The 12,605-nt window shown below is 46.9% G+C and carries 13 protein-coding genes and 1 riboswitch; of the genes, 8 read left to right on the plus strand and 5 right to left on the minus strand.

The window, feature by feature from the left end; all coding sequences use genetic code 11:
• Positions 1-20: 20 nt before the first annotated feature.
• Complete coding sequence (gene ribB, locus APB76_RS06645; protein ID WP_049844742.1) at positions 21-677, minus strand: 3,4-dihydroxy-2-butanone-4-phosphate synthase; 657 nt, start codon at positions 675-677, stop codon at positions 21-23.
• 119 nt (positions 678-796) lie between these two features.
• Positions 797-944, minus strand: a riboswitch (FMN riboswitch).
• Between the two features lie 202 nt (positions 945-1,146).
• On the opposite strand from ribB, the gene APB76_RS06650 reads away from it, so the two are divergent.
• Both APB76_RS06650 and APB76_RS06655 read left to right on the plus strand, forming a co-directional pair.
• Positions 1,147-1,536 (plus strand): VOC family protein, encoded by a 390-nt coding sequence (locus tag APB76_RS06650; RefSeq protein ID WP_054961036.1) that lies wholly within the window; start codon positions 1,147-1,149, stop codon positions 1,534-1,536.
• Between the two features lie 2 nt (positions 1,537-1,538).
• The gene (locus APB76_RS06655) at positions 1,539-1,967 is read left to right on the plus strand and encodes a hypothetical protein (RefSeq protein WP_054961035.1); all 429 of its coding nucleotides are present in this window, start codon (positions 1,539-1,541) and stop codon (positions 1,965-1,967) included.
• Between the two features lie 110 nt (positions 1,968-2,077).
• Here the strand turns inward: APB76_RS06655 and APB76_RS06660 are convergent, their stop codons facing one another.
• The 3 genes from APB76_RS06660 to APB76_RS06670 are packed head-to-tail and all read right to left on the minus strand — an operon-like array spanning position 2,078 to position 5,135.
• Entirely contained in the window at positions 2,078-3,463 is a 1,386-nt protein-coding gene (locus APB76_RS06660; RefSeq protein ID WP_054961034.1) for a TRAP transporter large permease, read from the minus strand.
• Positions 3,450-4,007: a TRAP transporter small permease subunit gene (locus APB76_RS06665; RefSeq protein ID WP_054961033.1), complete on the minus strand. Its 558-nt coding sequence runs from the start codon at positions 4,005-4,007 to the stop codon at positions 3,450-3,452. Before APB76_RS06665 ends, APB76_RS06660 begins: the two co-directional genes overlap by 14 nt.
• 54 nt (positions 4,008-4,061) lie before the next feature.
• Positions 4,062-5,135, minus strand: a complete 1,074-nt coding sequence (locus APB76_RS06670; RefSeq protein ID WP_054961032.1) for a TRAP transporter substrate-binding protein — start codon at positions 5,133-5,135, stop codon at positions 4,062-4,064.
• A gap of 214 nt (positions 5,136-5,349) precedes the next feature.
• Between APB76_RS06670 and APB76_RS06675 the strand changes: the two genes are divergently transcribed.
• The 6 genes from APB76_RS06675 to APB76_RS06700 all read left to right on the plus strand — a co-directional run bounded on the left by APB76_RS06675 (position 5,350) and on the right by APB76_RS06700 (position 12,068).
• Positions 5,350-6,735 carry a cache domain-containing protein gene (locus APB76_RS06675; RefSeq protein ID WP_054961031.1) on the plus strand — a complete coding sequence of 462 codons (1,386 nt, stop codon included), beginning with the start codon at positions 5,350-5,352 and terminating at the stop codon, positions 6,733-6,735.
• Positions 6,732-7,364, plus strand: coding sequence for a response regulator (locus tag APB76_RS06680; protein ID WP_054961030.1), 633 nt, complete (start codon positions 6,732-6,734; stop codon positions 7,362-7,364). The genes APB76_RS06675 and APB76_RS06680 overlap by 4 nt, the downstream gene beginning before the upstream one ends.
• Positions 7,361-8,308 carry a LysR family transcriptional regulator gene (locus APB76_RS06685; protein WP_054961029.1) on the plus strand — a complete coding sequence of 316 codons (948 nt, stop codon included), beginning with the start codon at positions 7,361-7,363 and terminating at the stop codon, positions 8,306-8,308. The genes APB76_RS06680 and APB76_RS06685 overlap by 4 nt, the downstream gene beginning before the upstream one ends.
• Positions 8,309-8,425: 117 nt before the next feature.
• Positions 8,426-10,000: an acyl CoA:acetate/3-ketoacid CoA transferase gene (locus tag APB76_RS06690; protein WP_054961028.1), complete on the plus strand. Its 1,575-nt coding sequence runs from the start codon at positions 8,426-8,428 to the stop codon at positions 9,998-10,000.
• Between the two features lie 120 nt (positions 10,001-10,120).
• Complete coding sequence (locus tag APB76_RS06695) at positions 10,121-10,855, plus strand: beta-ketoacyl-ACP reductase (protein WP_054961027.1); 735 nt, start codon at positions 10,121-10,123, stop codon at positions 10,853-10,855.
• 1 nt (position 10,856) lies between these two features.
• Positions 10,857-12,068, plus strand: coding sequence for an acetyl-CoA C-acetyltransferase (locus APB76_RS06700; protein ID WP_054961026.1), 1,212 nt, complete (start codon positions 10,857-10,859; stop codon positions 12,066-12,068).
• Positions 12,069-12,079: 11 nt separating this feature from the next.
• Here the strand turns inward: APB76_RS06700 and APB76_RS06705 are convergent, their stop codons facing one another.
• Positions 12,080-12,562 (minus strand): DUF2938 domain-containing protein, encoded by a 483-nt coding sequence (locus tag APB76_RS06705; RefSeq protein ID WP_054961025.1) that lies wholly within the window; start codon positions 12,560-12,562, stop codon positions 12,080-12,082.
• Between the last annotated feature and the right edge of the window lie 43 nt (positions 12,563-12,605).

The raw sequence follows: 12,605 nt of genomic DNA on the forward strand, positions 1-12,605 counted from the left end.
GAACACTTGGCTTTATCTTTTTAGGCGAGTTTTTGTTCAAACTGCTGGCGGTACATCACCATATCTTCAATGGTCAGTACTGGCATATTGTGAAGCTTACCAAAGGCGACGATTTCTGGCGTTTTCGCCATGCTACCGTCTGGGTTGGTCACTTCGCAAAGTACGCCTGCTGGCTGAAGGCCAGCCATCTGCATTAGATCGATCGTGCCTTCAGTGTGGCCGCGGCGAGTCAGAACGCCACCTTTGCGCGCACGCAGTGGAAAAACGTGACCAGGTCTTGCTAAGTCTGAAGGTTGCGCTGTTGGGTTTGCGGCAGTCTTGATAGTAGTAACGCGGTCTTGAGCGGAAACACCTGTTGTCACACCCACTTTCGCTTCAATTGAAACGGTAAACGCAGTTTGGTTTGCGCTGTTGTTGTTTTCAACCATTGGGGTAAGTTCAAGGCGGTCAGCTTGCTCTTCTGGAAGGCATAAACATACGATACCGCTGCATTCGCGGATCATTAACGCCATTTGCTGCGTTGTGAGTGATTCAACTGAATAGATAATGTCGCCTTCATTTTCACGATCTTCATCGTCAAGCAAAAGCACGCCACGGCCCTCTTTAAGGGCAATAAGTGCGTTTTCAACGCGAGTAATTGGTTCGCCGAATTCGGCAAGTAGAGATGACTGATTCATGGTTAACTCCTAAATATCACCAGAATCAGGGCTTACATGAGCACTGAGGTATAAACCCCAGCCAAAACGAAATGCACCACGACACGCTTAGATCAACCGATCTTTGCATGGTGGTGCGTTTTCATTCTCTCTCATCCGGACTTTAACCGTCGGCTCTGGGTTTTCACCAGATCTGCTGACCTCGACGTATCGAGCGCTCGCGGGCTCACCCTAAGCTTTGAAGGGAATACCGCCGGTGGGGAATTTCGCCCCGCCCTGAGAATAAATAAACGTTTGCTTAAATAGCGCAGAGATTGTATCGGTTTTGACAGGGAAATCAATATCGTGCCAAGAAAGCTAAGATTTAAGCGCTTAGTTTGTAAGCTAAAAAGGAGGTGATAATGGGAAAATCTCGCCTTTAATTTCATCTCTTTTTTGCAACCTTGTTCATCTTTAATCTGATGTTTATCGAGACTAAAGAGGCAAAGTGATGAAAATCGAACATATCGCAATTTGGACAAAACAACTTGAAGTACTTAAAGAGTTTTACATTAAGTACTTTAATGCGACGGCCAATGAAAAGTACCATAACCCAAGCAAGGAATTCTCTTCGTACTTTCTCTCCTTTGATAGCTGCTGCCGACTAGAACTGATGGAGATGGTAGGGGTACCAGAATCAAAAGATGATTTGTATGAACAGTTTACGGGCTTGATTCATTTTGCGATTTCATTGGGTAATGAACAGGCTGTTGACGAGTTAACGGCTCGCTTGGTCGCGGATGGGTATGAGAGAGTTGATGGTCCAAGGCATACTGGCGATGGCTACTACGAAAGCTGTGTGTTTGACCCAGATGGTAATCGACTAGAACTAACGGTATAGAGATGGATAAAGATAAGGTTTTACTGCGACTATTTAATCGGGAAGCTGAGCAGCATACTTTGGTGAACAAAGAAGCCTTATCACCAACGCAAATGCAGAGTAGTGAGTATCGACATTGGCTTGAAGGTAAGCGTGAACTTACGCTTGACGATGTTGTGGGCAATCATTGGATTAAGACCTGTACTGGTGGCTACATTACCGAAGTCGTTTTTCACTGTGATGGTACTTTAGACGAGTATCGATTGTTTGACCGTTTCCATACTGCGGGGAAATGGTCATTGAAAGAGGAGCTCATCTCGGTAGAGATCTACAAAGGGGAGAATACCTACAGTTTTTGCATTGTCGGTAACGCAGAGATCAATATTCATTCTGCGGTAGAACACAAGAATGGCGAGCTTCACTCCTACCTTAAGCTGTCACAGATTAAATAGGGAAGTGTATTGCAAGCAAGTGTTCCGATTATTTGCAGCGCAAGTCTCGATTGAAAAGCCAACTCAAACAAATGAGTTGGCTTTTGGATTACTATACTTTGCAAACAAGGTTAACCGTAGGCAACACTCGGGAACCAAAGAACTAACTGCGGCCAAACAACCAAACAGATAAGTGCGACTAACTGAATGGCGATAAACGGAATAACGCCGCGGTAGATATCTTTTAGTGCGACACCCTCTGGGCAAACCCCTTTCAGGTAGAACAACGCAAAACCAACTGGTGGGGTTAGGAAGCTCGTTTGCAGCGCCATAGCAACCAACATCACGAACCAAACCAAGCTTGGGTTATCCACCACACCGTGACCATCCAGTTCAATTCCTAGGCTTGCGATGACTGGTGCAAGTAGAGGTAACGCAATCAAGGTGATTTCAATCCAATCAAGGAAGAAACCAAGCAGGAAAACGATCATCAAGATGAAAGCGATAATGCCATAAGGACCAAAAGGTAAGCCGCTTAAGAATGACTCAATGAGTTCATCTCCACCTAGCTCTCGCAGCACTAAAGCGAAACAAGAGGCGCCTAAGAAGATCATAAAAATGTAGGCCGTGGTGCCGTAAGATGACAGTAGTACCTCTTTCAGTACTTTGAGGTTAAGCTTCTTATTGTAAGCCGCGAGCATAGTCGCGCCCATTGCTCCAATGCCAGACGCTTCAGTTGGCGTAGCCACTCCAGCGAATATAGAGCCCAGTACACAGAAAATCAGCATGACGGTTGGTGTGATGTCTTTGAAGACTTGCAGAATCAAGCTCCAATCGACGGGCTCGACATCTTCTGGCACGGGCGCTTTGTCCGGATTCATCTTACCTACAACCAGAATGTAGATGATGTACAAACTACCTAGTAGCAGGCCCGGCATGATGGCACCCATAAACAAGTCACCGACTGAGAGACCAAGCTGATCCGCCATGATCACGAGCATAATGGATGGGGGAAGTAAAATACCCAGTGTCCCTGCTGATGCGACGGTGCCTAGAGCAAGAGGTAGGTGATAGCCCTGACGCATCATGCTTGGCAGTGACATCACGGTTAACAACACCACAGAAGCACCGATGATCCCAGTAGAAGCCGCTAAGATGATACCAATTGCCATTACAGTAATCGCTAAGCCGCCATGAACCTTACCAAACAGAGCCTGCATTGAAGCCATGAGCTTTTCTGCGATTCCTGATTTATCGAGCATGTTACCCATGAAGATAAACATAGGCAGGGCAACCAAGATCCAGTTGTCCATGATCTTGTAGATACGGTTAACCACCAAACCTAAACTGGTGTAATCGAGGCCAGTAAAAGTATCGAGATAGATATCCGCGAAATACCCCACTGCTGCAAAGACAACGCCAATACCGCCAAGTACGTACGCAACTGGAATGCCGGTAAACAGTAATAGGATAAACGAGCCAAACATGGCGATCACAATCCATTCATTCGCTTCCATGATTTGCTCCTTTTGATTGTTCGCCGCCAAACAAAGTTTCTAAATTGCGCAGAATTCTCGCCAGCATCGATAGCAGTAACATCGTAAAACTTAGTGGGATAACGCTTTTGATAAGCCAGCGATAAGGCAGTCCGGATGGGGACGCAGAACTTTCGTTCACGCGCCAAGACTCATAAGCGAAATCATAAGAGTGAAGAATCACGATCACGACGAAAGGTATCGCAAGCAGCGTTAGTCCAAACAGATCGACGAGTGCTTTCTTACGTTCCGAGAACTTGTGATAAAACAGATCGACGCGTACATGTAGGTTGGATATTTGCGCGTAAGCGGTACCAAACATTACCGCCGTTGCGTACAGGTGCCATTGCAACTCTTCAAGCGCGATTTGGCCATTGGAGAAGACTTTTCTCAGTACTACCTGAATGATGATCACTGCAACTAGGGCTAGGTTCGTCCAAGCCAAGGCCTTACTTGCGGTGGTGATTAAGCGTTCAATGTGGCAGTACATAGGGACCGTCGGGGTTGAATACAACACTTTGCTCATTGGTTACTCCTTACAACCATGGCCGACGTTTTCACGTCGACCTTTTACGCAAGCTTATTGGCTTTGGGTTTCACGAGGTAAGAAGCCGTTTGCTGCCCACAGCGCGTATCCTTCACGGAAGGTGCTTAGATCGCTCCAGACTTTATCGAAGAATGGGTCGGCGGCTTTTTTCTCATCAACCACTTCTAGCCAAGTATTCTCAAACAGGCTGAGCATTTCCTTGTTCCAGTAACGGATTTCTACACCTTTTTCTTTGGCTTTTTCCATCGCAGCAAATTGCAGCGCTTCACCTTCTGCAATCGAGTAAGTCATGGTTGCCATACAAGTGGTTTCAACCGCGGCTTGTTGAGTGTCACTCATCTTGTTCCACGTATCTTTGTTGATCAGCAGCTCGAATACGGTCGATTGTTGGTGCCAACCCGGGAAGTAGTTGTACTTAGCCACTTTGTGGAAGCCTAAACGTTGGTCAATGGCAGGCTGAGAGAATTCTGAAGCATCAATCGCCCCCTTCTCTAGAGCGCCGAAGATCTCACCACCGGGTAGTTGAACCGTACCAACGCCAAGTTTTTCCATCACCGATGCGCCAAGGCCGAAGAAGCGCATGTTAAGACCTTTTAGATCCTCTGGTTTCTCGATAGGTTTACGGAACCAACCCGATGTTTCAGGGGAAATGATTGCACAAGGCATCACTTTTACGTTGTAGCCACCTTGGTCATACATCTCTTGATAGAGCTTTAGTCCGTTGCCGAAGAATAACCACGCCATGTACTCCCCCGCTTCTGGGCCAAATGGCACTGCTGAGAAAAGTGCGGATGCAGGAAGCTTACCTTGCCAGTAACCTGCGGTTGAATAGCCTGAGTTGACCTTACCTGTAGAGACAGCGTCTAAGATCTCCGCAGGACTAACCAACTTACCTGGCTCATAGATCTTCATTTTGATCGTACCGCCCGAGGTTTTGATGATGTGATCGGCGTACCATTGAATTGGTGTACCGAGAGCAGGTAAGTGGCTACCAAAAGCGATTGGGGTTTTCAGTAGTACCTTTTTATCTGCGGCTTGAGCGCTGATAGAAAGACCTGAAGCTGCAAGAGAGAGTGCAGTAGCGATGGCAACTTTCTTAAGGTTCATGGGGGTGTCTCCTTGTTAAGCTGAGTTTCTTGTCAATATTGAGAAATGTGAACATCGCGTAGTAATTTGTGTTAACGCAATGTTACATTTGAGCTTAAGTTTAGAGAGGGGATTTATTGCTCTCTATTGGGAGAATTGCGCAAATTTAGTCGGTATTAAGTGCAATTTTCCGAATAAAGTTTCAGTAAAACTACGTACAAGCATGGATGGCGAAATGGGATTTGTAAGTAACAGAAGGCTCACACTCAACATCATTCTACTATCGATAGTTCCATTAATTATCGTGGTAGTGATTGTTGCTAGCATCCTATTTAGTCAAGCAAAACAATTAGTTGAAGAGCAGGTTGCCTTGACCCGAAATAATGTCCTCGCGGTCAAGAAGCAAGAATTAAAACAGTACGTAGAAATGGCAGTCAAAAGTATCGAGCCTTACTACCTAGATGACTCGTTAACTGAGGAGCTAGCCAAGCAAATTGTTGCCGAAAAGTTGAGCAGCCTCACATATGGCAGTGATGGTTATTTCTTTGCCTATACCTGGGAAGGCGATGCGCTCGTGTTGCCATATCAAACAGATAGAATAGGCAAGAACTGGTGGAACGTCGAAGATGTTCAAGGTAAAAAACTGCTGCAAGAGCTCATCCAAGCGGGAAAAAACGGTGGCGGTTTTGTCGATTACCTATGGCATAAGCCGTCGAAGAAAGAACCCTTACCCAAGCTAAGCTATGCGGTCTCGCTTGATAAATGGCAGTGGATGGTGGGCACAGGGGTTTATCTCGACGATATTGAGCGACAAGTCGAACACATGCAAAACGGCTTTGACCAGAATGTTGGCAAAACCAGTACCGCCTTGTTTGGTTTGGTATTTGTTGCTGTATCTGTAATTGCCGCTTTGGGTGCTTCACTCAATCTCAATGTTCGCCGATTAGCGAATCAGCAGCTAAGCGTATTGAATCAACAGATTATCGATTCGCAAGAGAATGAACGTCGCCGTGTATCGCGAGAGCTGCATGACGGCGTCAACCAGTTGTTGGTCGCCGCTAAATACCGTTTAGACAATGTTTCCCAAGAAGCAAATGAAGAGAAAAAAGAACTTGAGCTCGATGCGAGCAAAAACGCGATGGAGCAGGCGATTGTCGAACTAAGAAGAATTTCGCGTGATTTACGCCCACCGCAACTGGATGACTTAGGGCTGGTGGCGGGAATTGAAGCCTATATTAACGAGTTAAGAGAGCGCACTCAGTTAGAGCTCGTGTTTGAACACGATATAGATGGAGAAGAGTTTTTACCAGAAGTAGAAACGACCTTGTATCGGGTGGTGCAAGAGGCGCTACATAACGTCGAAAAACACGCCAATGCACAAGGCGTTGATGTGATTATGCAAAGAGAAGGCAGAATGTTGATTTTAACCGTCAGTGACGACGGAGTCGGTATTCCGGCCAAGAAACTAAAATCAGGAAAGCGCAAACAACCTATATTTGAACATATGGGATTGCAAAATATGAAGGAAAGGATTCAGGCGATTGGTGGCACATTTACTGTTACCAGTGAGCAGGGACAAGGTACAGAAGTACGAGTGAGCTTAAACATGGAGTTTGTATGATTAGACTTGTATTAGCCGACGATCATCGTTTGATGCAGGACGGGCTAAAGTCGCGACTTGAAAGGGAAGAAAACCTAGATATCCTCGCTTGTGTGGGAACAGGTATCGATGCACTGGACACCACGCTGTCACTTAAGCCCGATGTGTTGTTGCTCGATATTAATATGCCGGGCCTCAATGGGATTGAAGTCTTAGAGAAGCTAGAAAAAAGCCATTCACGTACGGCAGTGATTATGTTGTCGATGCACGATAGCCGAGACTATGTCGTTCGCTCTGTCAAAGCTGGAGCGAAAGGGTATGTGCTCAAAGATGTGGGTTCTGAAGAGTTGGTCATGGCAATCAACCAAGTGGCGCAAGGGCGTTCTTATTTATGTCCTCAGGCATCAGACAGATTGCTTGAGCAGATAAACGATAAGCCAGAGCCAAAAGACGATACGCTAACTAACCGCGAGTCAGATGTGCTAAAAGCGATTGTTAACGGTGCGTGTAATAAAGATATTGCCGACTCGCTTCATATCAGTGTTCGTACGGTAGAAACGCATCGACTCAGGATCAAAAAGAAGCTGGGTGCTACCTCCACAGCGGCTTTGGTCAAACTCGCTCTGCAAAAAGGGTTGGTGAGTGAATGACAACCAATCTACTTTCAAGCCGACAGCCTATTCTGGATAAGATCGTCTTTTTTTGTGCCGTGATTCGATTCGGCTCTTTTCGTGAGGCGTCCATTCAACAAGGTATTTCTCCTGCGGCGGGCAGTCGGTGGGTTAAAGAGCTTGAAGAAGCGATGTCTGTCGAGCTGATTAAACGCAGTACACGGCAGTTGATCGCCACTCAAGCAGGCCAATTACTTTATGAGCGCTTTTCTCCGCTATTGCCCGACATTCATAGCTTGTGTGAAGAGGTGCAAAATCTAGCGGAAGAGCAGCGTGGTGAGATAAAGCTCTCCTCCACCCCCTTATTTGCACGTCAATATTTGACCAAGATTGTCGCCGAGTATATTGAAATGCACCCTCAGGTGAATTTTAAGATCTTTATTGAGGCAGGAGAGTTTGATCCACTCAGTATCGACTTTGCGTTTCGTGCCAGTGCCAGTTATGAAGGTGAGCCAGAACAAGATTCGTTACTTGTGCGTAAGCGGCTGCTGCGTGAGCCCTTATATTTATGCGCCTCTCCCCACTACCTTACTAAACATGGTATGCCAGAAAACCCCAATGAGCTTGGTCAGCATCGTTGCCTATATGCGCGAACCTTGGTTGGTGGCAACCGATGGTGTTTTGAGCGAAATGGAGAAACGGAGATAGCCACCATTCAAGACACACTAGAGTGTGACAACAGCGAAATGCTGCTTGATCTTGCCTTAGAAAATGCTGGGATTGCTTATCTACCTCATTCCTTGGTGAGCAAGCTGATTCAAGACGGCGAGTTGCAACACATCATGCAAGATTACCAGTGCGCGAGTTTTGATATCGACCTGTTTTTCCGCCCAAGAACGCCAATGCCAGAACGTTGCCTCGGTTTTAAGCAGTACCTCTATCAGCGGGTCGAAGAGATCTGTGCCGCTTACTCCCCTAGCTAAAAACTATTCCTAATATGAAATTCACAATCTCTATTTGTGCAATTAACAACAGCGCAGACAGGAACTAAGCTGATTTGGTAGAAAGAAACTTGGGCAGAGACAACAAGGAAGGTTGAAGTGGTCGCAAAGCTTACGCCAGAACAGGCAGCGCAATGGATTAATGACGGTGATTCAGTATTACTCGGGGGGTTCATTGGCAGTGTGGTGCCTGAAGCCATTGAAAGAGCCATTGGTGAGCGTTTTACTCACACTCAGCAACCGAAAGACCTTACCCTGATTTTTGCCGCGGGGCAGGGCGATGGGCAAGGTCGTGCTGTTAATCATCTTGCGAAACAAGGTCTAGTGAAACAAGCCATTGGTGGGCACTGGGGTTTAGTCCCTAAGCTACAACAGCTAGCGGTCGACAACCTGATTCAAGGCTACAACCTTCCTCAAGGCATGATCTCTCACTTATTACGTGACACCGCAGCAGGTAAGCCGGGCACGATTAGTAAAGTCGGGTTAGGTACGTTTGTCGATCCTAGAATCGAAGGGGGGAAGATCAACTCAGCAACCACGCAGGAGTGGGTAGAAGTGATTGATCTGCTCGGAGAAGAACACCTGTTCTATCACAAACTACCCGTCAATGTTTCCATATTGCGAGGTACCACAGCCGATGAGAACGGCAACATCACTATGGAAGATGAGTGCCTAATTGTTGAAAGCTTAGCGGCGGCGCAAGCAGCAAAGAACAACGGAGGTAAGGTGATCGTTCAGGTGAAACGTGTCGTCGAAGCCGGAACGCTCGATCCACATTCAGTGAAGATCCCCGGTATTTTTGTTGACGCTGTGGTTGTGTGCCAAGATGAGGCAGAGCATATGCAAACCTTCGCCACCATGATGAATCCTGAGTTTGTGGGAATCCCAACGCCTCAAGAGCACGCAACACCTTCTGATTCTAACCAGTCTCCTAAGCTTGATGCGAAAACCATTATTGCCCGCCGCGCCGCGATGGAGCTAGAAGCTAACTCTATTTTAAATTTAGGGATTGGCGCCCCAGAATATATTGCACAAGTCGCGCAGCAAGCGGGGGTTTTGGAGCATTTCACTTTAACGGTTGAGCCGGGCGCCGTAGGTGGAACACCGCAAAGTGGATTGGATTTTGGTGCCTCTCGTCTACCACAAGCCATTATCAGCCAAGATCAGATGTTCGATTTCTACGATGGTGGCGGCGTCGACCAAGCCTTTCTTGGCTTAGCCCAATGTGACAAAAGCGGTAATATTAATGTCTCTCGTTTTGGAAGCAAAATTGCAGGTTGTGGTGGTTTCATCAATATCACGCAGAACGCGAAGAAGGTCTACTTTTGCGGCACTTTTACCGCACAAGGTTTACAAGTTGAGGTAAATCACCAAGCTTTGACTATTATTCAGGAAGGTCGACAGAAAAAGCTCATTAACCAAGTAGAACAAATTACGTTTAGTGCTAAGCAAGCCGTTATGAGTAACAAGCCTGTTCTGTACATCACCGAAAGAGCGGTGTTTCGCTTAACGGAGAATGGATTAGAGCTAATAGAAATAGCTCCGGGCATAGATTTAGAGCGCGATATCTTGCAGCACATGGATTTTGCCCCTGTCGTCAGTTCGTCATTAAAATTTATGGATACTGCAATCTTTGACACGCAGTTTCGACTCAAAATTAGTAAAGATGAATAGCGGTTCAATTGTTCATCGATTTCCAATCAAGGCAGGCACCGATAAATCGGTAGGCGAAGTACGTTTGCGATTGATTGGCTTTACTCGTCAGTTTTTTTATTTGCCCATAAGGATTAAGACATGTTTGAGAACAAAATTTGTCTGGTAACAGGCGCCGCGCAAGGAATAGGTCGAGCAATCACTGAGAGATTTGCTCAAAATGGAGCTGAAAAGGTATATGCCTTAGATATGAACTCGGACGGATTAGCCGCGGCATTTTCTGATCTAGAAAATGTGCAAGCTGTTACGGTGAATATCTGTGACCGGCAAGCGATTGCTGAGCTGGTGGAGTCAATTAAACAACAATACTCGCGCGTAGATGTGTTAGTGAATAACGCGGGCGTGACCCGAGATGCACTGATCGACAAAATGACAGAGCAAGAATGGGACTTTGTGCTGGACGTTAACCTAAAAGGCGTATTCAACCTGACTCAAGCCATCGCTCCGCTAATGATGGAAAACAACTACGGCTCGATAGTGACTATGTCTTCAGTAGTTGGGACCGACGGCAACATTGGGCAAACCAACTATGCGGCCACAAAAGGTGGGGTTATCGCCATGACAAAAGGGTGGGCGAAAGAATTTGCTCGTAAAGGGGCTCAAGTTCGCGCCAACTGTGTTGCACCTGGCTTTATCGAAACGCCTATGACCGCTGATTTGCCGGAGAAAGTACTCGATATGATGAAAGGCAAAACACCACTTGGAAGAATGGGGACTACGGAAGATATCACTAATGGTGTCGAGTTTTTAGCCAGTGACAAATCAAGCTTTATCACTGGGCAAGTGCTGAAAATAGATGGGGGGTTGGTACTCTAAGGTGACCGAGAAAGTCTATATTGTTGCTGCCAAGCGAACTCCGATTGGCAGCTTCCTTGGTGGGCTGAGCTCCCAATCTGCCGTTGAATTAGCGAGCTTAACCATTAGGAGTGCGCTTGCCCAAGCCGAACTTGACTCGACCATGATTGATGAAGTGGTGGTGGGTAATGTACTCGGTGCTGGCTTAGGGCAGGGGGTGGGTCGGCAAGCCGCTATTCACGCAGAGATACCTGTTACAACCCCTGCTTATACCTTGAACATGATCTGCGGCAGTGGCATGAAATCCATACTCAACGCCATAAATTCGGTACGAAGCGGTGACGCAAACCTTGTGGTTGCGGCGGGTACCGAAAGTATGAGTAATGCTCCGTTTGTGATGGATGGGAAATGTCGCCAAGGCAATAAAATGGGCGATATCTCCATGGTTGATACCATGCTCAAAGATGGCTTAACGGATGCTTTTGGCAGTTTTCATATGGGTATTACTGCTGAAAATATTGCAAAGCGCTATGAGATAAGCCGTGAGGAGCAAGACGAATTTGCCCTGCGCAGCCAGTCAAGGGCCGAGCAAGCAATTAAGTCTGGTTGCTTTGAACAAGAAATCGTTCCTGTCGTGATTAAATCACGCAAAGGTGAAAGCGCTGTGAATCTTGATGAGCACCCGAGATTCGGTACTACCATAGAAAGCTTGTCTGGACTTCGAGCGGCATTCGATAAGCAAGGGAGCGTAACGGCAGGTAATGCCTCTGGCTTAAATGATGGTGCGGTAGCCTTGATTGTTGCCTGTGAACAAGCGGTTCAGCAATATGGGCTTGTTCCTCTGGTTGAGGTAGTTGCAACAGGGCAGGGTGGTGTTGAGCCTGGTGTGATGGGATTAGGCCCAATCCCGGCGATAAAACAGGCATTGCAACGCGCAGAGCTCGAGCTGAGTGATATTCAAAGGTTAGAGCTCAACGAAGCCTTCGCTGCGCAAGCCATTGGAGTGATGAAAGGGCTATCTGAACAGCATCAAGTGCCTTACGATTGGTTTGAAGATAAAACCAACGTCAATGGCGGTGCGATAGCCCTTGGGCATCCAATCGGTGCATCGGGTGGTCGAATCGTTACTTCGCTGATCTATGAAATGATCCGCTCTAAAACTCAACTCGGTCTCGCCTCTCTGTGTATCGGTGGTGGTATGGGTACTGCGTTGATTCTCAAGCGGATTAGTTAAGCTTAATGCCTCTATAGCGTTACAAGCGCTGTTAGGTACAAGCCAAAACCATAGAAGCTATGCGCTAACAAACTTAACCCTCGCGCTTTCCACGGCGAGGGTGTTTTGGTTGCGGCAATACCAAACCCTAGGCAAGGCTGGATGATCAAGAATGGAAACGCTAATGTCACTATGCCTGTCATGAGTGCTGGTGCGACGCTCGGACTCATCAGCCATGTTTCGCCCAAAATAAGTATGTGGACTAACGCAAATACGATACCAGTCAAATAATGTAGAGCCCAACCCAACAGCTTCTCTCCCTTGACTGGTGGAGTCGCCATAATCGGACGATGAACCCATTGTCCGCGGGGTATCAAGCATACCCAACGCGCGACTAACGCGTAATCAAGAGGCGGAATGCCAAGCACTCGCTTCTGAATTGAAGCCCAAATATCCATGATCACCGTCGCGCCGATACCAACCCAAATCGCTTGTAGCCAAATTGATACTGCCATTTCGTTTTCCCTGTTGTAATTCGTTTTTAACCTGTTAGTTTTG

Source organism: Vibrio bivalvicida (genome assembly GCF_001399455.2).
Lineage (GTDB): Bacteria > Pseudomonadota > Gammaproteobacteria > Enterobacterales > Vibrionaceae > Vibrio > Vibrio bivalvicida.